17 protein-coding genes and 1 riboswitch are annotated in these 23,904 nt (G+C 39.4%); of the genes, 7 read left to right on the forward strand and 10 right to left on the reverse strand.

Annotation, left to right across the window (positions count from 1 at the left end):
• Positions 1-7: 7 nt before the first annotated feature.
• Positions 8-592: a hypothetical protein gene (locus L2567_RS06440; RefSeq protein ID WP_235296925.1), complete on the reverse strand. Its 585-nt coding sequence runs from the start codon at positions 590-592 to the stop codon at positions 8-10.
• An 85-nt stretch (positions 593-677) separates the two neighbouring features.
• Here L2567_RS06440 and L2567_RS06445 point away from each other — a divergent pair, with 85 nt between their 5' ends.
• Positions 678-1,184, forward strand: a complete 507-nt coding sequence (locus L2567_RS06445) for an AAA family ATPase (protein ID WP_235296926.1) — start codon at positions 678-680, stop codon at positions 1,182-1,184.
• Positions 1,185-1,250: 66 nt separating this feature from the next.
• Positions 1,251-1,340, forward strand: a riboswitch (TPP riboswitch).
• Between the two features lie 27 nt (positions 1,341-1,367).
• On the forward strand, positions 1,368-3,836 hold the full coding sequence (locus L2567_RS06450) for a TonB-dependent receptor (protein WP_235296927.1): 2,469 nt from the start codon (positions 1,368-1,370) through the stop codon (positions 3,834-3,836).
• Positions 3,837-3,876: 40 nt separating this feature from the next.
• Here the strand turns inward: L2567_RS06450 and L2567_RS06455 are convergent, their stop codons facing one another.
• Positions 3,877-4,506: a hypothetical protein gene (locus L2567_RS06455; protein ID WP_235296928.1), complete on the reverse strand. Its 630-nt coding sequence runs from the start codon at positions 4,504-4,506 to the stop codon at positions 3,877-3,879.
• A gap of 412 nt (positions 4,507-4,918) precedes the next feature.
• On the opposite strand from L2567_RS06455, the gene L2567_RS06460 reads away from it, so the two are divergent.
• Positions 4,919-5,248, forward strand: coding sequence for a hypothetical protein (locus L2567_RS06460; RefSeq protein ID WP_235296929.1), 330 nt, complete (start codon positions 4,919-4,921; stop codon positions 5,246-5,248).
• 112 nt (positions 5,249-5,360) lie between these two features.
• On the opposite strand, the gene L2567_RS06465 is transcribed toward L2567_RS06460, so the two are convergent.
• Positions 5,361-5,915, reverse strand: a complete 555-nt coding sequence (locus tag L2567_RS06465; RefSeq protein ID WP_235296930.1) for a hypothetical protein — start codon at positions 5,913-5,915, stop codon at positions 5,361-5,363.
• Complete coding sequence (locus tag L2567_RS06470; RefSeq protein WP_235296931.1) at positions 5,915-6,670, reverse strand: alpha/beta hydrolase; 756 nt, start codon at positions 6,668-6,670, stop codon at positions 5,915-5,917. Before L2567_RS06470 ends, L2567_RS06465 begins: the two co-directional genes overlap by 1 nt.
• Before the next feature lie 452 nt (positions 6,671-7,122).
• On the opposite strand from L2567_RS06470, the gene L2567_RS06475 reads away from it, so the two are divergent.
• Positions 7,123-8,121, forward strand: coding sequence for a glycoside hydrolase family 113 (locus tag L2567_RS06475; protein ID WP_235296932.1), 999 nt, complete (start codon positions 7,123-7,125; stop codon positions 8,119-8,121).
• Here L2567_RS06475 and L2567_RS06480 read toward each other — a convergent pair.
• The 6 genes from L2567_RS06480 to L2567_RS06505 form a co-directional block, all read right to left on the reverse strand.
• A complete protein-coding gene (locus L2567_RS06480) occupies positions 8,118-8,837 on the reverse strand; it encodes a BAR domain-containing protein (protein ID WP_235296933.1) in 720 nt (239 codons plus the stop codon). The genes L2567_RS06475 and L2567_RS06480 overlap by 4 nt on opposite strands.
• A 129-nt stretch (positions 8,838-8,966) precedes the next feature.
• The gene (locus tag L2567_RS06485) at positions 8,967-11,951 is read right to left on the reverse strand and encodes a sulfatase-like hydrolase/transferase (protein WP_235296934.1); all 2,985 of its coding nucleotides are present in this window, start codon (positions 11,949-11,951) and stop codon (positions 8,967-8,969) included.
• A complete protein-coding gene (locus L2567_RS06490) occupies positions 11,948-13,102 on the reverse strand; it encodes an alpha-hydroxy acid oxidase (protein ID WP_235296935.1) in 1,155 nt (384 codons plus the stop codon). The genes L2567_RS06485 and L2567_RS06490 overlap by 4 nt, the downstream gene beginning before the upstream one ends.
• On the reverse strand, positions 13,095-14,483 hold the full coding sequence (locus L2567_RS06495; RefSeq protein ID WP_235296936.1) for an FGGY-family carbohydrate kinase: 1,389 nt from the start codon (positions 14,481-14,483) through the stop codon (positions 13,095-13,097). Before L2567_RS06495 ends, L2567_RS06490 begins: the two co-directional genes overlap by 8 nt.
• Positions 14,483-15,760, reverse strand: coding sequence for a sugar isomerase (locus tag L2567_RS06500; RefSeq protein WP_406626662.1), 1,278 nt, complete (start codon positions 15,758-15,760; stop codon positions 14,483-14,485). Before L2567_RS06500 ends, L2567_RS06495 begins: the two co-directional genes overlap by 1 nt.
• 4 nt (positions 15,761-15,764) lie before the next feature.
• Positions 15,765-17,867: a bifunctional aldolase/short-chain dehydrogenase gene (locus tag L2567_RS06505; RefSeq protein WP_235296938.1), complete on the reverse strand. Its 2,103-nt coding sequence runs from the start codon at positions 17,865-17,867 to the stop codon at positions 15,765-15,767.
• Between the two features lie 166 nt (positions 17,868-18,033).
• Here L2567_RS06505 and L2567_RS06510 point away from each other — a divergent pair, with 166 nt between their 5' ends.
• The 3 genes from L2567_RS06510 (at position 18,034) to L2567_RS06520 (ending at position 23,881) form a co-directional block, all read left to right on the forward strand.
• Positions 18,034-19,068 (forward strand): GntR family transcriptional regulator, encoded by a 1,035-nt coding sequence (locus L2567_RS06510; protein WP_235296939.1) that lies wholly within the window; start codon positions 18,034-18,036, stop codon positions 19,066-19,068.
• Between the two features lie 129 nt (positions 19,069-19,197).
• Positions 19,198-22,377: a SusC/RagA family TonB-linked outer membrane protein gene (locus L2567_RS06515; RefSeq protein ID WP_235296940.1), complete on the forward strand. Its 3,180-nt coding sequence runs from the start codon at positions 19,198-19,200 to the stop codon at positions 22,375-22,377.
• Positions 22,378-22,381: 4 nt separating this feature from the next.
• Positions 22,382-23,881 (forward strand): RagB/SusD family nutrient uptake outer membrane protein, encoded by a 1,500-nt coding sequence (locus L2567_RS06520; RefSeq protein WP_235296941.1) that lies wholly within the window; start codon positions 22,382-22,384, stop codon positions 23,879-23,881.
• Positions 23,882-23,904: the final 23 nt, after the last annotated feature.

Consider the following 23,904-nt stretch of genomic DNA (forward strand, 5'->3'; position numbering starts at 1 on the left):
TAAGATTCTAGTAGGATAGGCTTTTCGCACCTGCGTGCATAAGACCTTCGATTAACATTTGCACTGTTTCCGGTTTTTTTCCTTGCCATTGAATATCGCTAAAAACTCCACCAAAGTTGACATAGTATTGTAATTCTGTAGCCTCCATTTCTCGTTCTACGTGATCTTGTGTGTTAAGCAAACATATCCAACCTTGATCTTCAGCGATGTCATCCAGCCATTCTTCGTAATAGCTATTGTCAGAACCATGAAAATTTAACACATTATCACAGAATAATGTAAACTTCCTGATACCATTGGCATACAAATGATCCGCAATCTCACGCTTTATAAACATGATGTCATTATTCAGACAGTCGTTCCATTCTCCTATCAACTCTATATGACAATACCCTCGTGCATAGTCCACGTACAATATCTTCATGTAAATGGTAGCAGATCCAAATTCATCCCACTGTGGATGAATAAAGTAATTGTAGATTTTATTGGAAAAGGTGAACTCACTGTACTCTCTTCCATAAAACGGGGAGTTTTCATCTTCAGAAGCGATGTACTGGTCCCTCCATTTGTAGTATGGCTCTATATCATGCATAATCTCCAATGTAAAAGTAATTCAATGGAATTACAAACATAGTTAATATCTAATTTATTATATTGACGCAGCAATTCGAAACCAATTGAAAAAAATCATCATTACAGGTCCTGAGTCATCGGGAAAAACGACCTTAGCTAAAGATCTGGCAAGGCATTATCAGGTGGACTTTGTTAAAGAGTATGCGAGAAAATATCTCAAAGAAAAATGGACAAATTATGATTTTGAAGATGTTATCAATATTGCTGAGGGGCAAAATAAAAGGGAAAGAAAAGCCACAAAAAATGCAGAAAAGCTTGTCATCTGTGACACAGATCTATTGACCATAAAAATTTGGCTGGAATATAAATATGGAAGATCTGATGAATGGGTAGACTCTATTATTTCAACCTACAGAAATAGAATTTATCTCTTGTGTACCCCGGATATGGAATGGACTGAAGATGATCTCCGAGAAAACCCAGGAGATCGGGACGAAATCTTTGAGATTTATAAAGAAAACCTCGAATACTACAATTTAGAGTACCACATTTTAGAAGGCCCTAAAAAATTAAGGTTGCGTGAAGCGATTTCTATTATAGAAAGCAGCTAATGTATTTCCTTATCGTTTATATTTTGTTAATTTTGCGACAATTTTAGAAACCCGGAATAATTTCCGGAAATACATTTGGGGTGCCCGTCCTGGCTGAGATTATACCCACGGAACCTGACCAGGTAATGCTGGTAAGGGAAATGCAAGAGCTTGCTCAGGATACCCTTTTATAAGTATAGTAGAATGAATAGATTAATCGTTTTTATTTTATCGATGATCGTGGCTACGGCAGGTCAAAGTCAATTTTCTATATCCGGAAATGTAAGCAATGAGGATGGGGAACACCTGGTTTCAGCTGCAGTCTTTCTGGAAGGTACAGAATATGGAACACTGACCAATGCCAAAGGAGATTATATGCTTGAAAATATTCCCGAAGATGAATATATACTAAAAGTGACCTATTTGGGATATGAACCTCAATCCGAATTGATAGAAGTCATTGCAGATACAGAAATTTCTTTTGTGCTGGGTGGATCTATTTTCGGATTAGATGAGATTGAGATCAATGGAACATTCGTACAAAAGAACATGCCATTTACCTATAAGAATGTCAGCCAAGACAACGTGGAAAGGTTAAATATGGGCCAGGATGTGCCATATTTACTAAAGTATACACCATCTATGGTCGTCACTTCAGATGCAGGTGCAGGTGTAGGATACACGGGTATGCGTATCAGAGGGTCAGATCCGTCACGGATTAATGTAACCATTAATGGCGTGCCATTAAATGATTCGGAATCCCAATTGGTTTTTTGGGTTGATTTGCCGGATTTCGCTTCATCCACAGAAGACATTCAAATTCAAAGAGGAGTAGGGCCATCCACGAATGGAACATCAGCATTCGGAGCCTCGATAAATATGAATACCAATAAGATTAGATTGACCCCCTATTTAAACCTGGCCACTTCCTATGGTTCCTTTAATACAGGCAAGCTGTCAGTAATGGCTGGCACTGGATTGTTGAATAATAAATTTGGGTTTGACATAAGGTATTCAAGGATTCAGTCTGACGGTTATGTTGATCGTGCTTCTTCTAATCTCAGTTCTTTTGCAGGTACTTTTAATTATGTTACGGAATCATCCTCTTTAAATTTCAACATTTTCACTGGTTCTGAAGTGACTTATCAGGCATGGAACGGACTTCCTGTTCAATTTCTTGAGACCAATCGAACTTTCAATTCTGCCGGAACTGAAAAACCGGGAGAACCTTACAAAGATGAAATAGATGATTATAATCAAAATCACCTGCAACTCCATTACAATAAAGCGCTGAGCGATAACCTTAATGTCAATCTGACCGGCCATTATACCAGGGGATTGGGTTTTTTCGAAAACTACAAAGCAAATGAAGATCCTGCTGATTTTCAATTACCAGGCTCCATTACTGAACCACAAGATCTGGTTATTCGCAGATGGCTGGACAACCATTTCTACGGTGCTATATTCGAGGGAAATTATGAGGATCTATCCGAGAATCATAATGTCATTTTAGGGGCTTCTGCGAATCAATACCTGGGAGGGCATTTTGGGAAAGTTCGTTGGTATGAAGCACAGGATGTTCCAGTCGAACATCTGGATACTGCCTTGGTGAAAGATGCCATTGAATATTATAATAATGATGGTAACAAGATCGATTTCAATACCTATGCAAAGTGGTCATTTCGATTTCTGAATCGTTTCATAAGCTACATTGACCTTCAATACCGTATGGTAAATTACAAGTTTCAGGGATTTAATGAAAATGGTGATTTGGTAGACCAGACGGATAATCTCCAATTCTTCAATCCTAAATTCGGACTTTCATACTTACTCAATAATGACTCGAAAATCTATGTCTCCTACGGAATTGCTAATCGCGAGCCTAATAGAAATGATTATACAGAGAGTTCGGTCAAGACAAGACCAATGCATGAAACCCTTTACGACCTGGAATTGGGATACACCTTACAATCGGATATCTTTAGTGCCGGAGTGAACCTGTATAATATGCAATATGATAACCAGCTTGTTCTGACGGGTCAAATCAATGATGTGGGTGAATACACGAGAACAAATGTGAAGAATAGCTACCGTAGAGGGGTAGAGTTTGATGGTGGAATTAATGGAATCTTAGGCTTTCACTTTCTCATGAATGCTACGCTTTCCGAAAACAGGATATTAAACTTTACGGAGTTTATTGATAGCTGGGATACCGGAGAGCAAATTCAGAAGACCTATGATATAACAGATTTGGCTTTTTCTCCTTCAATCATTATAGCTAATGATTTTGGATATGAATTTTTCCGAAATCAGCCCGAGCAGCGCCTGTCAGTCTCCTTACTTTCCAAGTATGTAGGCAAACAATATATTGATAATACTACTGCTGAGGCATCCAAACTTGATCCCTATTTTTACAATGATTTGTTGATTTCCTATTCCTATAAACGTGTGAAATTTGTAAAGGATATCACCTTTTATTTAAACGTTTATAATCTCTTTAATCAGAAATACGTAAGTAATGCCTGGATTTACAGATTTAGTTCAGAATCTTATGACCCCACGGGAGACGATCCATATGCAAGGGCAGAAACTGATGAAGGAATTTACAACTTAACAGGTCTTTATCCTCAAGCGGGAAGACATTTTATGGCTGGATTGACTTTCAAGTTTTAGCCTTTGCGCCATTGCCAGGAATTTTGAATAAAATAGCAACTTAAAAATTATAGGTAATGCCAATTCGATAAACTATGGGAATGGTGCCTCTTACCTCACCAAGATTCTCTGTGACATCGTAAAGCAGCGTTGCTTCGTAGCCCCATGCAGTATAAGTAGGGGAGGAGTATCCACCACCGACCAGAAATACCGGGAAGTTGGTTCTTGGCTGAAGCGTACTGATATTGTCTAAGCTGGTAATATTGTATTCGAGATGTGCATAAAAAGCCCGGAAGAATTTCGCGCGACCAAATACTCCAGCAGCGAGATCGAAGTAGTTTTCATTAGGACCATTGGGATTCCAAAGCAACAGATAACTGACATCCGTAATGACGCCAGCGGAAAAAATATTATTAAACCGATAGGCTGCCATTGGACCCAAACCTATTCTCATCCCTAAATTTGAAATTAAAGGGCTTCCTATATTGACTCCAAACCAAAATCTCTCTAATGCGACTGGAGTTCCTCTTTCTGTTCTGACTTCTATTTGCTCTGTTTGATCTCCGCGACGATCATCATCGTCATCACTTGTTCTTCTCTTTTTCTTTTTGCCATATTGAGCAGAAACATCCACTGAACTCATTATGATGGCAAATAAGATCAATACTACAATTCCAATTGTCCTTTTCATTTCCTTCAAATGTTTAAATCTCTTCTAAATGTAAATATACGCATTCAAAAGCATTAACGGATGAACGGCTCAAAGGGTGACAAAGTTCGAAAGTTTAATTAATCTTTAACTAAGAAGCTTCATCATAGTTCTCATTTGTTCGTGGTTTAATAGGGTAAGAGGGTAAGTACTCATGACCATGGTATTTTTCGCCAATTCATTCATTTCTTTTGAAAAGGAGATTACATATATATCACAAATTATATTTGGCACTTAGGGTTCATGGTAAATTAGTGTGTCGTTTTTTGGTAATATGGTAAATAAATGTTTATATTAGGGATTATTGTTATAGATCAGACAAAAGGGTTTGGTCGGTAAAACATTCCCATTATTTTCTCGTTTAATGGATATGAAAAGTTAAAATGTTTCACAGATGAATGAAGATGGATTAGAAAAATTAAAGCCTACAATTGTGAATTTATTGGTAGCGCTTTACAAAGAGACAGAAAATTTTAAAGACGAGATGGCCTCGAAGATTGCTCAAAGAATCAGGAGAAATGCACTTCGCCTCTCTAACGCTATTAATTCCGTACAAGATATGCGTCGCGAGTTGATTGAAAAAATCATTAAGAGACGCACATCCTTTATTGAAAAGGATTTGAAAAAAGCTACAGAACTTGGATTTTTTGATAGCGATAAATTAGCATTTGTTTTAGTCATTCTGGCTGAAATCAGAATGAAGCTTTTTGGGCAATTGGCGTAAGAGCTAAGCCTGATCTTCAGATCTTGACTTACAGTATGTGGTTGATTTGAAGCCCTATATTAATAAAGTGACAACCACTTAGATAGAGTGCAACTTGGATCGGAAGAGATTATTACAGAGAAAGATAATTGAGATCAAGTGTTTTTTGTTGACGACCTAACAATAACCCATAAGAAATCTCCAAGCGCAATTCATAGGCCTGGTTTATATTTCCAAAATCTAAGTATCCAGGTGTAATATTATACCCAATAGCTGTATCTAATTGAAAAAACGACCTCTTCTTACTTTGGTATCTAACAGCGTGTCCTGTCTTCAAGCCCAAAGCGTAAAGTGAACGAGGACGAAAAAGTACCACACCATGTATCATTTCACCACCAATTCTAAAAGACCAGTTTTCTTTGACTGCAGCATAAAGTCGCTGGTAACCAGATGTGAAAGCCACTTGATTACCCCAATTCACCGTCCGCATTTCTACACCGGCACTCCAAAAATCTACGTCATTTAAACCCTTACTATAACGAAGCTGTAATCCAGGGCCATTCCTAAACCACTCTGAACCGATGTTCGTACCGAATCCTTGACCTTGAAAAAGGGAGATCGACATTTCCTGAGAAATGCCTAAAAATGGCAAAATGCATATTGTTATAAAGAACAACTTTCCTTTCATTACCAACCATTGACCTTAAAAAACTCCAACATAAAATCTCGTAAAAGCTCATGTTGCATTTCCATACTGATTGTCGCCTCGCCATCACCATGCTGAAACCCATAATCTCCGTATTGACTGTGATTTCCTCCCGAAATTTCAACCCAAATTGTTTTTCCTGCCGTCGGTTCCTCCAGATCCTCTGTCAAATCTACACGTTCTATTTGAGGAAAAAACGCCTTCGCCTCCTCTAACTTCAATCGGTTTATTATCTCATCATGACTAGCATCGAACACCAGTAATGTCCCTTGATCCCAGTCTGCGAGGGAGGCATTTTCAGTAGGGTAGCCAGCCATAATGACAAGACCATCGAAAATCTGCTTGTCCCGTGCTGCCGCAATACATGAAACGGCCGCTCCTAAGGAATGCCCACCCAGTACGTAATGGTTGAATTCAGTGAACTCTTCCACAATCTTTCGCGCCTTACCCACATTCGCAATCGCAAGATTTCCAGTCACTTTTATTATTAAAACAGGATAACCTGATTTGACTACTCCATTTAACATTGAAATATATGCATGTGGATCTACTAAACCTCCGGGATAATATAAAAATAGAGTCTCGGAGGAAGTATTTTCTGCTGATTTAAGAAAAATGTAATCAGCTGTTTCAGTGATCATTACATCAGGTATGGGTTCATGTGGATCCGGCAGATAACTACAAGCACTGACGAACAGCAAAAGACTTATAGTTCCAATTATTAAGTTTTTGTTCATAAAATCACTTTCAAAAATAATATTCATTCATAAAATGCTTCGAAAAGGTTTCTACAAGCAAAATATATCTTTTGCTCTTCTTTAATGTTGAGTAATCTATATAGGCCCAGTCATATTTGATAAACTGCAAGTCTACTACTCAAGTTCTTGTGCTTTAATGGGAGGTTCCCACAGCATATCGAACCTTCTCTCACTAAAATTCTGAAGACTTTTCATGAATAGCTTTTATTACAAAATTTAAGAGCAATATTATAACTTAACTGGTAAGTCAACATCTTGTTTGCAAAATTTTACATTTCGTTTAATACAGAAAACATTGACAAAAATGATTCTTAATTTAAACTTTCTATTTTTAGGTCATTGTTGCCAATGAGAATACAACTACTATTATTCCTCTCAGTCTATCTTATCTCCTGTTCCAGCAGGGTTCAACCCTATGAGTTCAATTGGATATGGATGCTGAAAATCATTCTGGTATTTTCCAGAATCTGTTCCAGGAAGATGGAAAGCATCGGGGAATGACTGTGTTTCACTGGAACATCAATAGAGATACTTCACTTAATCAACTCATCAAAAACAACATAGAGTGGGTTGCAGTCGTACCTTTTCTATACCAGGAAACAGATACGACAGAAGTGATGTACACCCCTGATACCATGGGAGTATGGGGAAAAAGAGATTCTGTCTTTATAGACGTAATCAATTCTATTTACGAACGAGATATGTACGTCATGCTGAAGCCTCATTTGTGGATGCGAAAAGGATGGAGGTCTGATATTAAGCATAATTCTGAACAGGGATGGGAGGATTGGTTCGAGTCTTATAGATGTAATTTAATTCACTATGCTATAATGGCAGAACATACTGGAGTAGATATGTTATGTATCGGCACAGAACTTCGTTCTTCTATTCTTAAGCAGCCTAAGATGTGGTCTTCACTGATTGATGAAATCAGAGAAATATATAGCGGAAAGCTTACGTATGCAGCTAATTGGGATGCAGAATATGCAGATATCCCCTTCTGGTCAGAAATGGATTTTATAGGGATTCAAGCGTACTACCCACTTACCTCACAACCATATCCTGAGCTGCATGAAATTCAAGCAGGATGGAAGAAACATCTTCGCATGCCGGAATCTTTTTCGAAGAAATATCAAAAACCTGTACTATTTACAGAAATCGGATATAGAAGTGATCACATTGCGACGATAGAACCATGGCTTTGGAACTCACAGTTGGATTCTACGAGTATACAGTGCACAAAGACTCAAAACCTAGCCTACGAAGCTTTATTTCGGGAATTATGGCACAAGGAATGGTTTGCAGGAATGTTTTTCTGGCAATGGCACAATACTTCCAGTGACCGTCATCATCATGAAAATAGGGACTTTACACCGCGATTCAAGCCTGCGGAAAATACCATAGCAAGATGGTATGGGAAAAGTGATTAATTTTTCTTCATTACATTAATTCGATCTAGTATCGCATCGTATGTTTTCTGGCTGTTACGAACCTTCATGCGGGCTTCTCTAAGTCTGCGTTGATTCTCCTTAAGACTGTTTGCAAGTTCCTCATTCGTATTCATCATCTCTTCGATTTCTGCTCTGTTCTCGCGAATTTCTTCCTTATTTTCTGCTATTTCTTGTTCGATTTCCTCGATCTCCTCCGCCAAGTCGCCATAAATTTCTTTACGATCCTCTACTTTTTCTGTATAATATTCAGGAAGATAATCGACTATAAATTCATAGACGATGTCTTTCAAAGCTTCGTGCTCCTCGGGATGAGTAGAGCGAGTGATCCAATTATCATATCCAAATGAAGCAAAAACATGAAGAACACTGGAGGTCTCAATGCTTTGGTCCACTTGTACACGGAGATCAATTTTTCTATCACTTACTTCAGGAATAATCACTTCTTTAGCAATCATCACATCTCTGTCAAAAAACAAAAACTTCTTGTCACGGAGATTTACATCATAGTTATCTCGCATCCACTCTTCAAATCTATCCTCTACTTTTTCAACTTGTGGTTCCAAATATATATTAATGGTCTCAACAGTTTGGTCTTCAAATTCGATGTTACCATCTGTGTATTGGATTTTTTGGGAATGGAGTGCAGTAAAAAGAAATATAAAACTACACGTAAGAAGGAGAGTAAAATTTTTCATAAAATTAATTTAGGTCTCAAAAACATTTAAGAGATACCAATTTTAGTTATAAAAGTGGATAAATGTTCGGATTGACGAGCTTAGGAGACAGGCTAGAAATATGATAATTAAGTTATGATGTCGTACTTTTTAGTCTATGACCACAATTTTTCTTGTAAAGGACTGACCGTTAATCTTTAAATGAAGGAAGTAGTAACCACTTGATATATTCTGATTTAAAATCAGAGTATTTGTACTGGTTTGAGCGGGTACGAACCTGGGTTCAAACACCTGAAGGGTATCCCCATCTGCGGAAAGAATGTAGGCATTCACTTCAGAATTGGTTTGCAGTTCGAGCGAAAAGGAGAGTTCTTTTCTAACTGGATTAGGCCAGATCGTTATGTTACCCTGACCAGGAATGACCTCTTTCACAGGAGAAACGATCCCAGTCCATTCCAGAGCAATCTTAAGTTCATCGAAATTTTTCTCCAAAGGTGCTTGATTTCCCCCTGCTCCTTCAGTACGAATCCTAACGACATCAGCTCTATTTGCTAAAACTCTGGATGACAATGTCACATCTGCTTCAGATTCTTGTGGTTCCTCAGTCGTCAAAGGATCTACCCACATGTAGAATTGATCCTCGTCCTCTTCAGGTGAAGTGACAATTTTACAAACTATCCAATGTGTTCCAATATCAAATTTGTTGACATCCTTTCTTTGTCCATCTGCTGGTGTCGATAGACCAATTCTGCGGTTTCCATAGAGTCTGCCTATCGAAAGCAGCATGGCTTTTTCGCCGGTCTCACTGCTATTGACCAGTGTAACGTTAGAGACATTATTTGGTGCATTATCTGAGCCAACATCACTAATGTATGAGATCCAATAGGTGGAACCATTGCTTGTGATGGGACCCTTTAACTTTCTATCTAGTCTTATTCTTGTATTGTTATTTTTGTAATAGACATGGTATTTATTACCTGAGGTAATTAAGTCATTGTCGATCTCAATACTCTCTTTTTCAATGATTGATTGATTTCCGCCCAAAGTACCTTGCATTATCCATGGGCCAGACCAGTTCCCATCATTTTTACCTGCACCCTGAAGTAGGCTGCCCGGTTCGTAATTAAAGGTTTCTGTCACCATTGCAAAAGCAGGTGGCGTATAGTCATCAAAAATATCAGCTAGCGACTGCCCACCTTTCAAAATTGATAATTCAGCTTTACCAGTGAGATTGAATTTTATGGATTCCGCAAAGGTGTCTTTGATATCACTTGCGATCACAAGTGGGTCCTGTAGACTATTGAAGTTCTCCGTCCAAAGTTTAATCGAATCCGGTTCATCATTAGAAAGCACCAATTGGATAAGAAATTCACTTCCACTTTGGATGTTCCACATTCTTTGATCAGCGCCTAGCGAAAGACTTAAATTATCATGGTGGATGCCTAGAGCTATGATGGGTTGCGCTTCAATATTGTCTAGTGACCAGCGCAGCGTATCATCAAAATTCTTTGTGTCTACGAAAAACCAGTATGATCTATCACCTCGCAAGTCATAGGGGGCATCTAACCTTCTGGAATAGGAGACTTCCCCTTCTGCAGATTTAATGTAGTTCTGTTCTGCACCTACCACAATCCTTGCCGATCCATTAGCGCTCAGTTTATTCCAGCCACTAAAAAATCCTTGGCCGCCACTGTAAAACTCTAATGGTTGATCATCTGCCACGTTCTCGCTCTTAAAATCTTCTTCAAAAGGCTTAGCGACAGGGAAATAATCTGCATTATTTTCTACTGAACTCGCGCCAACCTTTTCCAACCATAGATCTAGCTCCTCTGACAGCTCTTGTCTTATCTCTGGTTCCAGATGACTTCGATTAAATCGCTCGCCCTCTTGAAATTTGTATAATTCTTCAAAATCTCCTTCATAATGCCTTATAAATTTATACTCGCCTTTTATAATGGTCGACGCAGGTCTGCCATGTTGAGGACTATAGTGTGGAAAATGCCAGTGTAGTGCTCTTGGATTTTCAGAATTGAAAGTGGACAAGGTGGTCAGGTCTGCTCCATCTACTGTTCGCTGTTCAGAATTAATTAATTCAGCAAAGACATTAAACAAATCAGCGGAAGCAATGGGAGGGTTATTCATTCCTTCCAGGATATTGTGATTCATGATCCAGGGTACTCTTATTCCCCCCTCATATAAGTAACCCTTTCCAGCCCTTAATTCTCCATTGTCAGTCGGAGGCGTATGTTGGGCAAAATCTGGAACTTCTTCTACATGCAAACCTCCGTGGTCTGAGGTGAATACAACCAATGTGTTTTCCATTTGACCTAATGAGGTGAGTCGATCCATGATTTTACCAACATTGATATCAATGGATTCCACCATGGCTGCATAATGTGGGTTTGGGAACTTTTCGGAGGGATTTAATGCTCGCAATGAGTCATATTTAGCGAGCAATTCCGGCTTTGCCATGATGGGAACATGCGGAGAGTAAAAGTTAAGATGTAAAAAGTAAGGATCTTCTTGATTTTCATTTATATATTGAACAGCTTCATCTCCTAAAACATCAGTAAGGTAATCTCCTTCATCTGCGTCTGCAACAAGTTCTGGAAAAACATTATTATTCCAGAATGGATAAAAGTAGCTCGGTGGCAAACCAGGCCATGAACTAGCATAGGTGTAATCATAACCATATTGATCCGGATTTTGATCTCCTCCTCCAAGGTGCCATTTACCTACGATCGCTGTCTTGTAATTTTCGTTCTTGAACATTTTGGCAATTGTGGGGAGCTCTTTGGCAACACCTGATACATTAGCAGGAGGAATCAGACGTTGGGATGGCAATACTGGAGGCTCGCCCCTGAGATGTTCTGTCATTCCTATTCTGGCAGGCGCTAATCCGGTTAGTATCGAAGCTCTGGTAGGACTACAAATAGGTCCGGAAGCATAGGCGTTTTCAACTTTAGCGCCTAAGCGAGCCAGGCTGTCGAGATGAGGTGTGTCAATAAATGTATTTCCGTAACAAGCCAGATCTCGCGCTCCGAGGTCGTCAGCAACGATTAATATGATTCGTTCGTATTGCTGGCTGTTAGCGACTGTAGTATACAAAAAGAAAAGTAACAATAATTTTTTCATTCAATCAAATGATTTGATAAACTTCCTATATTTTCACAACCCAGTTGTTCCATAATTTGTTGGAGTTCAGTTTTTAATATACTGATGACCTGATCACCTCCTTCCTTTCCCAAAGCAGCTACACCGTACATAAAGGCTCTACCTAAAAATGTACACTCAGCACCTTTGGCAAGGGCACTAGCAATATCTGGCCCACATCTTATTCCACTATCCATCATGATTTTAATCTTGCCTTTGCCCTCGGCACAAATTTCATCCATTGTAGAAATGGTGGAAGGACCATGATCAAGTTGTCTGCCTCCGTGATTCGAAGCAATTATTCCGTCTAAGCCAAATGCTATGGCTTTTTCTGTATCCTCAGCACTGGCCACTCCCTTTAAGACCAGGTTACCTTTCCATGAATCCCTCAATTGTTTCAGTCGATCATCATTGAGCCTTCCTGAAAAGGTGCGGTTCATGAATAATCCAAGATGTCTCAAACTAAGCCCCTTAGGAATATAGGGTTTTACCGTTTTAAATTCAGGCTGTCCGGCGAAAAGTGTGGACAGCGCCCACCTCGGATGAGTGGTTATTTGAACCATGTTTCTCCAGGTCATTTTGGGAGGTATACTCAGCCCGTTTCTTATCTCTTTGGGGCGATATCCAAAAGTGGGTACGTCACTTAAGATGACCAATGTCTTGATGCCTGCCTCTTCGCACCTTCGCAGCAGTTTATCTCTCAGCTCTTCTTCTGCCGGATGATAAAGTTGAAACCATGACCTTCCGTTTGTTATTTCCGCAACCGTTTCGATGTCTGCTGTAGCTACTGTACTTAAGATAAAAGGAATATTATGCTCATGAGCAGCTTTAGCTAAAATTTCAGTAGCTCCTGGCCAAATTAACCCCTGGAGTCCCACAGGTGCCACGCCAAATGGAGCATCATAAACTTCTCCAAATAATTCAGTGGATAAATTCAGCTTTTTAAACCCTCTTAAATAATAAGGCATTAATTGGATTTCCCTCAGATCGGTTGTGTTCCTGGCTAAATTAATCTCATTGTTGCAACCTCCATCGACGTAATCGAAGGCAAAGCCGGGAATCCGCTTTCTGGCTTTTTCCCTTAGCATATCAACAGATGGGTATAATGGATTGATCTTAATTTCTTTAGCCATCTTCAAAATTACTAAGTATAAGTGGTTTATGTTTTTTAACGCCGTATTTCTTTTTGAGGAATTTTTTCCCGATTTCCTGGTCAGAAATGACCATAGCAGCACCTAAAGAACTGCCGAGGGCGGATTTGCTTGTCAAAATCTTTCGACGCGGAAATCGCTGACCCAAAACTTCGACAAATAATTCATTATCCACAAATCCTCCATCTACGAAAATTCTTTGATCTGTGTCTCCTTCGATGTACTTCAAATGTTGCACTTGCGTATCCACCAGCTCAATCATCAATCTATGATATGCTGCTTCAAAAGTGTCAAATTGATTCAAATCAGTATTTTCAGGTTGATCTCGCTCTGTCTCTATCACGTCAAATGAAAAGCTATTTTCATTATTAAGCTTTTGTTGTTCGTAAACTTCAGCATTGAATTTTACATCCTTATGAAAATCAGCGGGTTTATCAAAATGATTAGATAATTTTTGATTTTGGATTTGATACTCCTGACCCAAAAATAATCGACTTGCGCGAACCATGCTACCATCAATAGTCATATAATTGAGGCAATCTGACTTTAATTCTGAAACACTCAGGTGATGTTTTGAATAAGGATTAAGCGCAATGCTCCACGTACCTGTAGAAATAAGGGTAAAAGGCTTTTTACTGCCTTTTAAATACGGAATCAATGCTGCAGAACTGTCATGTATGCCTACGCCGACTCTAATTTTTCTGTCATCGTAATTCATATTTATACTGACATCGGTATCGACCAGTGGTCCCAATTTTGCAGCAATTCCTTCTTCATAGACCCAGTCATGATAATCACCACTTTCGAAATCCCACATCATGGTATGGCATCCCAGACTGGTGTATTCACTGACAGGTATCCCTGTAAAAATATAACTCATGTATTGAGGCAGGTGAAGAGAATACTTAACCTGTTCGAAGATAGCAGGTTGGGTTTTTTTCAGCCAATAGAGCTGCAAACCACTTGAAAGCATTCCAGATGATGGTGAAGCAGTTTGAACACTAAGTTCATCTTCTCCACCATATATCTCAAACAAATCCTGGTAAATGGATTTTTCAATAGGTTTTGTATAATTGTAAAGTGGTGTAAGTGGCTTCCCATAAAGGTCTAAATGAACCAGAGTAGCTCCATAGGTGGAAAAGTTGATGGCTTTCACATCGTACTTTTCTGTTTTCATAATTCTATCAAAAAGCGCTTTCGCCCATATTTGTATAGCTTGAAGTTGGTCAGTTTCATAACCATCTTCATCCTTGATGGTTTCAAATTTTCTGTACTCTCTAAAGACTTCTTTGAAGTTTTCATCGAAAAGAAAGAATTTCTTATTGGTTTTTCCAATATCGAATATCGCGGTTACTTTCTGCATTATAGTCCACTTGCCGATGAATCCATACCACGTTTTGCAATTAGATTATTGCGTATCTCCAGTGACCTGTAAGCATGTATAGGATCTAAGGCTGCCCCCACCTTTATTCTACTTTCTGCAACGAGAGGTCGCACATCCGTCCGATAAGCATCTTGCAATATTTGCTGACATTCGACCACATCTTGATTGAGCTGAGCGACTTTTAATTTTTCCTGATCAATGAGCAAAGCTTTAGCTCTGGCCACTAAAATTGCGTCCAGACTTTGCATTAAATCTTCAATAGGATCTTTGAGATTGTGACTGGCATCAATCATCCATGCTAAGGCCGGATTGTCCGCCACATTATTATTCATTCCATAGATCAGTTCATTGAAAATGAGGAAAAGTTGATATGGCTTAATGCTTCCAACTGTCAGATCATCATCACCATACTTACTATCATTAAAATGAAAACCTCCAAGTTTACCTTGGTAGATGAGGGTGGATACAATATTTTCAATGTTGGTATTGGGAAGATGATGTCCTAGATCCACTAAAGTATATGCTCTATCTCCAGTTTCATTTGCCAGTAAAAAGGAGGTACCCCAGTCTTGAATTACCGTATGATAAAAATTGGGTTCATAAGGTTTGTATTCGATGAACATGGACCAATCGTCCGGCATTCGTTGATAAATCTGAGCTAAACTATCGGCAGTATGGCCAAGTGTTCTTCTAAAATTGGCCTGTCCAGGAAAAGAAGATCCATCTGCCAGCCATACGGTAATGGCTTTCGACCCCAGTGCATTGCCTATATCGATGACTTCGGAGTTATGCTCGATCGCCTGGTCACGAACACTTTTGTTTTCATTACAGAGAGAGCCAAATTTATAGCTATGTGCCTGATTGGGTTGATCCTGAAAAGTATTTGAATTTACGGCGTCGAACTTCAAGCCAAGGGATTCCGCTTGTTGTTTTGTGGCTGAAGGATCATCCGGAATGTCCCACGGAATATGAAGAGAAATCGCATCTGCTGTTCCTGTTAAATCATTAATGATGCCCACATCATGAATCTTTTCTTCTAGATTAGACGGCTCACCACCGATTCTGAACCTTCCAAATCTGGTACCGCCAGCACCAAGGGCCCAAGATGGTACTGCGACCTGAAAATCACTCAGATCTTTAATGATTCTGTCTACGTTAACTCCTTTTACTTCCAATTCCTCACCTAGATGTGAAAGTTGATGTACATGCCTTTCATTGCGGGCATTCAGTTCCTGAATTTTCTCTTTCAATTTAATTTTATTATCTCACAAACGCAGAGGCCATTCCTCCGTCGACATTTAAAATATTGCCTGTACTCTTCTTTGCCACCGCAAGGAAGGCAAAAACACCGTCAGCAATATCTGCAGGAAGAATGATTTCATTCAATAGATTTCTTTTAGCATAGTGTGCCGGCAATTCGTCTACATTGATTCCATATGCCTTGGCCCGGCCTTCAGCCCATTCTCCTTCCCATATCTTTGAACCTACTATGACACCATCAGGATTGACTGTGTTTACTCTGATTCCCTCGCTACCCAATTCCGCTGCCAATAATCTGCTCATGTGTTGTTGAGCGGCTTTAGCCGTACCATAGCCAACATTGTTAGGTCCCGAAACCAATCCATTTTTCGAAGCGATACTGATGATATTTCCACCCGTTCCCTGCTTCCTCATGATTTGTACTCCTTTCTGTGCCAATAAAAATTGCCCTTTGACCAGGACATTTTGAAGCAGTTCCCAATCTTTACTTTCTGTTTCAGCAAGTGGCTTAGATATGGCTAGTCCGGCACTATGGACAATGATGTCTACCCCGCCAAATGCTAAAATGGCGGCTTCGTACATGGCTTCAATAGAAGATTCTTTAGAAACATCAGCTACAGCATAGGCAGAGACATCCCTTCCCAGTTCAGCATCTATTTCTTTGAGATTTTCTTCGGTTAAATCACTTAACAACACATTTGCACCTTCCAATGCCAATTTCTCAGCTATAGCTCTTCCGATACCACCTGCCGCACCCGTTACGACAGCTATTTTTCTTGAAAGTGGTTTTTCAGGAGGCTGCCTTTTGAGTTTGTCCTCTTCTAACAACCAATACTCTATATCAAATGCCTCTTGTCGAGGAAGTGAGGTATATTCTGAAATGGCTTCCGCACCTCTCATCACATTGATAGCATTGGTATAAAATTCAGCAGCCACTCTCGCTGTTTGCTTGTTTTTAGCGAAAGTAAACATACCTACACCTGGATAAAGGATGACCACGGGATTAGGATCTCTCATGGGTGGTGAATTCGGATGCTTACAATTATCGTAGTATACTGCGTAATCAGCTCTATATTGAGTAAAAGCTGGTGCTAATTTAGCCTTGATGGATTCGTGATCAGTCAGATCTTCATTAGGACTTAAATCAAGCACAAGTGGTTTGATTTTGGTTCTCAAAAAATGATCAGGACAGGATGTGCCCAGAGGAGCCAATTTTTCAAGGTCATGACTGTTTACAAACTGCAAGACTCTTGAGTCATCGGTGTAATGGCCAATCATGTCTTTATGAGAAGAGCAAAATCCCCTCAAGATCGGAGCCAGTAAGGTAGCTTGCGTCCTTCTTTTATCCTCTGGCAGACTTTTTACTTTTTCTCCGCCAAAAACGGGACGATCTTTTCCTTCCCTTTCAGCAATATATTCTGAAGCCATTTCGATCACTTCCAAGCTATTGAGGTAACAGTCATAGGAGGTTTCACCCCAGGTAAAAAGGCCGTGACTACCCAAAACAATACCTCTAATTTCCGGATTATCATTCAGACATTTTTCGAGTTGAAGACCTAGATCAAAGCCAGGTCTTTGCCAGGGAACCCAACCCATTTTGTCGCCCCAAATTTCTTTGGTGATTTCTTTACCATTTTTCGCGGCAGCGATTGCAATAAGGGCATCAGGATGGAGGTGGTCAATGTGTTTAAAGGGTAGTAATCCGTGCAAAGCGGTATCAATAGATGGAGCCCTGCTATCCAAATCGTATAAACAATGGTAGAACAAAGCGACCATTTCATCTTCATGCTCTATTCCGCGATATACATTTTTCAAAGATCTTATTCGATCTGTATAAAGTCCAGCAATTCCAGACCTCGTAAGTGTGCCAATATCTCCACCTGATCCCTTTACCCACATCACTTCTACATCTTCCTTGGTTAAAGGATGTTTTTCAATTGTTTTGCAGCTGGTATTTCCACCACCATAATTGGTAATTCTTAAATCTGCTCCCAGGATATTTGATCGGTACAAAAATAAGGCGACTTGATCATCACCAAGAGAAGAAGCATGTTCTTCATCCCATAAAAAATTCACATGATTAAATGTCTGTACCTCTTGCATGACTCTTTATATTATTTAACGATAGAGGCAAAATATAAGAACTGGTCATTACCTCCATTCCGTTCTATTCTGTATACAATATGATATAGAAAACTATGTATCTTTCCTAATTTACAATATTATATGTTTTATTATTCTAAAATATAATTTTATTTATATTTCCACCATGGTAGAAACAAAGTCAAAATGGCATATTGAAATTGATCAGCTTTCAAAGAAACCAAAGTATTTACAAATTGTAGAATCTGTGATGAATGGAATTCAGGATGGTAAATTTCAAGCTGAATCCAGATTACCTTCTGTAAATACTTTGTTGAGAAGGCATGATATTTCCAGAGATACCATTGTTAAGGCATATAACAAACTCAAGAGAATGAATGTCATTGAGTCTGTTCCAGGAAAAGGATATTATGTCAAAGGAACCGCAACTAAATCTACTAAGAAAATTCTATTGATTTTTAATAAATTAAGTCAACATAAAAAGATTATTTACGATTCATTTGTCCATCATCTTGGGACAAATGCGCAGGTGGACTTCTATATTTACAACAATGATTATCGTTTATTTGAATCCCTATTGGAGCCCAGATTAGAAGAGAACTATCATTACTTTGTCATCATTGGCCATTTTTTAGAGGGTGGTTTAAATGCCATTGACATACTCAACGAAATTCCCAAAAACAAGCTCCTTATTCTTGATAAAAACATCAAGGGCATAAGAGGTAGTTATGCCTCCGTATATCAGGATTTTGAATCCGACATTTTTAGGGTGCTCAACGAAGCAACGACCAGACTACAGAAGTATCAGCGTCTAAAATTGATCTTTCCATATTACACTTATCAACCTAAGGAAATTGTATCTGGCTTCATTAGGTATTGCTCCGAACTCAACGTAGACTTTGAAGTGATTAAAGAGTTAAATTCCTATCAAATAGAAAAAGGAACTGCATATGTGGTCACTATGGAAGATGATTTGGTCACTTTAATAAAGAAGCAGAAGTCTGCTCATCTGGAAGCTGGAAAGGACATTGGCATTATATCGTATAATGAGACGCCATTAAAAGAAATACTTTTGGATGGCATTACAACCATTTCTACAGATTTTGCACAATTGGGGAAAACAGCGGCAGAGTTGGTGACGAGTGGAGATAAGCTAAACGTGAAAAATCCTTTCCATATTAAGTTCCGCAATTCCTTATAGTTCTTAGAGATTCTAAACATAACAGAGCAGAACGGGAGAATTTAAGAGTCTTCTTAATTTGTTTTCAGAATATTATTTCATAGTTTAATGATTGAAGGGCTGTGAAGTATAAAGATTGAATATTACTGTATGAAAAAACTGACCCATTACTTAAGCGTCATGATCATGGCGTGCATTTCTATTTCTATTTCTGCTCAAACCGTTACAGGTAAGATAACGGATGAAGATGGCAACCCTTTGATAGGGGTCAATATTGTATTAGCAGATGGCGATGGATTAGGTACAACCAGTGATATCGATGGAAATTACAGCCTGAATGTTGCAGGAGCTGATGGCCCCATTCTTTTCAGTTATGTAGGTTTTGAGGTTCAAACCGTACCCATCAATGGAAGATCAACCATCAATATTGTCCTAAGTGAGAATGAAGAGATGCTTGATGAAGTGGTCATCATCGGATATGGCGAAGTTAAGAAGCGAGACCTGATAGGTTCCGTGGGAACGATTAGTACTAAGCAAATCGAACAGCAACCCATCACTACTTATAATCAGGCCCTCGCCGGACAGATTGCAGGTGTACAAGTAAGGCAGGGAACCGGAGTTCCTGGAGGTGGTCCCGAGTTCTTAATCAGAGGAATCAATTCAATTTCACCTCAGAGCGCTCCCCTGATTGTGATCGATGACATTCCTATAGGAAATTACAATGCCGAGCGTGATAACTTTCTAACCTTAATCAATCCTGATGACATCGAATCGATCAGTGTGATCAAGGATGCTTCGGGTAAGGCCATTTATGGCAGTAGGGCAGCCAATGGCTTGGTGATCATTAAAACCAAAAGGGGACAACCAAGTGAACCTACCATAAAGTATAATTCCTCTTATGGATTGCAAACCATTCCTTCCTGGGAGGTTCCTAACATCATGAATGCGACAGAATTGGCCACATTTCACAGAGAGCGATTTAGGGATGAATTCTTTTTGAAGAATGGCGTTTTCCCTACAGAAGATGAAATTCCTGAGCATGTTAGAAACCCTAGCCAGTATGGAGAGGGAACGGATTGGTTCGGAGCATTGACGCAGAATGGTTTCATGCAAAATCACAATCTGAATTTGTCCGGAGGGACCAAGAATTTGAGATATAGCTTAAGTGCTGGTTTTCTGGATCAGGAAGGGGTAGTCATTGAATCTGGTCTGAAACGTTATACCATGCGATTAAATATGGATGCTAAGGTTAAACCGTGGTTGGACCTAAATATTGGTCTGGCTCCTAGTTGGACAGACAATCGCACTGGGAATACTGATCCCGGCTCGGGCCAATTCTCGGTCTATAGCGTATTAAATGTAGCCAGATGGGCGGATCCAACTGGGCAGATTTATGATGAAAATGGCAACTTGACCAGAGATACCAGAGGTGTATTAACCCAGTTTTATCAGGTCAATCCCGTCAGGTATCTAATGGAACAGCAAAACAGTAAGCAAAACAGAAGCATCCAGGCCAATATCGGAGCTACAGTTAGACTTGGAAAAGGCTTTGCATTCAGAACGACAGCCAGTAGCTTTTATTTTAATAATAGAGGGAGGGGCTTTGTGCCTGCAAGCATATCCGCTAGTGGCTTAGAGCCTGCATTTACGAATACACAGGCTTTCGTAAATGTGGGTCGTTATGAAAACTTGCGATTACTCTCTGAGAACAAATTGACTTATAACAAGACTTTCAACAAAGCGCACAACATTGATGGATTACTGGCTTATACTGCAGAATGGACTCAAGAAACGACCTTGGGTGGTTCAGCAAGCAGAGTCATCAATGAAGATTTTATTCTTTTGAATAGTGGTAACAATGTTCCAAGGGTAAACGATGTAGGAGAACCCGCATTTTATTACGGCGTGAATGAGGGTATCAGCGAACAAACATTGTTGAGTTACACCAGCCGAATAAAATACAACTACAGGGAAAAATATTACTTAGGTGTTTCAGTTCGTGCTGACGGAAGCAGTCGATTCGGTCCTGGTAACAGGTATGGCGTTTTTTCAGCATATGAATTAGGCTATCGACTTTCAGATGAACCATGGTTCCCTAAATCTGATCTATTGTCCAATGTTAAATTGGAAGCAATCTACGGTACTACAGGCGCTAATCGTATTGGCAACTATGCCTGGAGAGGTAGTGTAGGTAGATCAGATTACATCATCGGAGGAGAAGAGGTTAACGGTAGTGCGGTTAATGCTCTGCCTAATCCAAGCCTTAAATGGGAAGAAACCAAGCAATTCGATTTGGGTTTGGATATAGGCCTTTTTACGAATAAATTAAATCTCGAGGTCGATTATTACATCGCCAATACAGAAAATCTATTATTTGGAGTGCCTACTCCTGCTGTTACAGGATTTGGTAGCAGAATAGATAATTTAGGAGCTATCCAGAACAAAGGTGTAGAAGTAGCCATTAATGCTACTCCTTATCTAAAGAAAGATTTTGCGTGGACGATTAATGCCAACTTTACCGTGAATCGTAACAAAGTTTTGAAGATCGGAGCGGAAGATAGGCCCATATTTACTATCCCAGCTGGAAATGGAACAAGAGCTGGTATAGTTCAGGTAGGGTCGCCAATAGGTTTATTCAGAGGTCTAAAATTACTAGGATTATACACCGAAGAGATGCTTGAGGATCCTGATGTGCCCAAATATCCGGGTGCAGTCGTAGGTGCGCCTTTCTATGAAGATTTTGATGGAAGTGGAACCTTGGATCGAAACGAAGATATTCAGATTCTTGCCAGTCCGTGGGAGACATTTTCATTTGGATTTACAAATAATGTGACTTGGAAAGACTGGAATTTGAGGGTGGTTACTTATGGTAATTACGGAAGTAAAATTTTAGATCTTTCAAGAGAGTTTATGCAAAATACTGATTTAGGAAATGGAGATTTTCTGGGTGTTTTTAATCTCGATCGGGAAGTGCAGGGTAGATGGCGACCCGGTGATACGGACTTTAACACCATAAGAGTACCTTCTACAGCCACTGCTTCCAGTAGCCAGCGATGGAGGTGGCCTAACTCGAGTGGCATAAAGGATGGTTCTTACGTGAAAATAGCCAATATCACGTTGACTTATAGACTGACCAGTCTGGCCAAACAATGGGCTTTTCTACAAAATGCGTCAGCATATTTTTCAGCACAAAATGTAGGTTATATTTCACCCTACGACGGTAACCCAGAAATACGTAGAGCTACAGGTGGAATACTGGAACGAAATGTTAATTACAGTAGTTATCCGGTGCCTAGAATATTCACATTTGGACTAAATATTGAATTGTAGAACAATGAGAAATCTAACATATATTTTGGCCATCTTTTTGGTCTTAGGTTGTGGGGAAGAGTTTTTAGATCGATCGCCTTACAGCTATTACACTCCTGAAGAATTTTATTCGAATGAGACGCAAGTAACTGAAGCTGTTAATGCACTTTATCCCGTTATTCGTGGGTTTTACACCGGAGCCAATTGGATATTGGGAGAGTTCCGAACAGACAATACTACATTTCAATATAATCCAGCAGATCGTGGGGCACAAGCTTTTGAAAGTCATGACTATTTTCTGAGCGACGCTTCTAATGGCACTTTTTCATCACTATGGGATAATGCCTACCGCGGTATCGCAAGGGCTAATTTCTTGCTTGAAAACATAGATGACGTTGTTTTTGACGATGAATCTGTGAAACAAGCCAGGATTGGAGAGACCAGATTTGCCAGAGCTTTTTATTATTATTTTCTGGTCAATTATTTTGGAGATGTGCCCTTTGTCGATCAGGTTTTACTAGATACAGATGCAGCAGGTAATTTACGGAGAGAAGATTTTAACCGAATCATTGATGAGATTATATTACCTGATTTAGAGATAGCAATTGACAACTTACCTATGAGATGGAGCCGTGCTAATGAAGGCAGGGCAAGTCAGGCTGCAGCTTTAATGCTAAAAGCGAGAATTCACTTTTTTCGCGAAGAATATGAGCAAGCATTACCAGCTCTCCAAATGGTATGTGATAGTGATGAATATGCCTTGAACAGTAACTATGAAGATGCATTTAACCCACAGAACAGATATGATAATGATGAAATTATTTTTGCCGCTCAATTTTTAAGCGTTGCCAATCAAGGAGCAGGTTTTTTTCTACAATGGCTACCCAATTCAAGTGGCCAGGATTTAACAGGTGAAAATGGGATCAATATCGGAAGCCTAAATGGAAAGAATATTCCTACCAGAGACATGGTTCGGGCATTTGCAGACAACGATAAGAGAAAAGATGCGAGCATTGCATTTTATGTTTATGAACAGGATATGGATACAGTCCCCTATATCAAGAAATACTTTTATCCACCAGTAGTGGCAGGAGGAAGTGACATTAATTTACCGATATTCAGATATGCGGAGACATTGTTAATGAAATGTGAGGCTATGACCATATTGGAAGGCTTATCTGATGAAGCCATTTTTATACTAAATGATATTAGATCCAGAGCAGGCTTATCTCCGGTTTTTCCCGGAAATCCCAATGACGATCTTAACGTAGATACACCGGAAAAGCTATTGGAACTCATTAGGAAGGAGCGGCGTCTAGAACTCGCCTTCGAGGGCTTACGGTACTCTGACTTAATCAGATACGGTACATTTAGAGAGGTCATGTTGGCCCATGGAGAAGAACAAAAGGAATATCAGGATTTCTTGGAAGAATTTCCTGATGCATACACTAACATTCAAGAGAAAATAGCCATACCATTCAACGAGATCTTAGTCTACGGATATAGACAAAATGAAGGTTGGTAGACTTTAATTAAAAGAATATGAAT

This window comes from Portibacter marinus, assembly GCF_021533195.1.
GTDB classification, from domain to species: Bacteria; Bacteroidota; Bacteroidia; order Chitinophagales; family Saprospiraceae; genus Portibacter; species Portibacter marinus.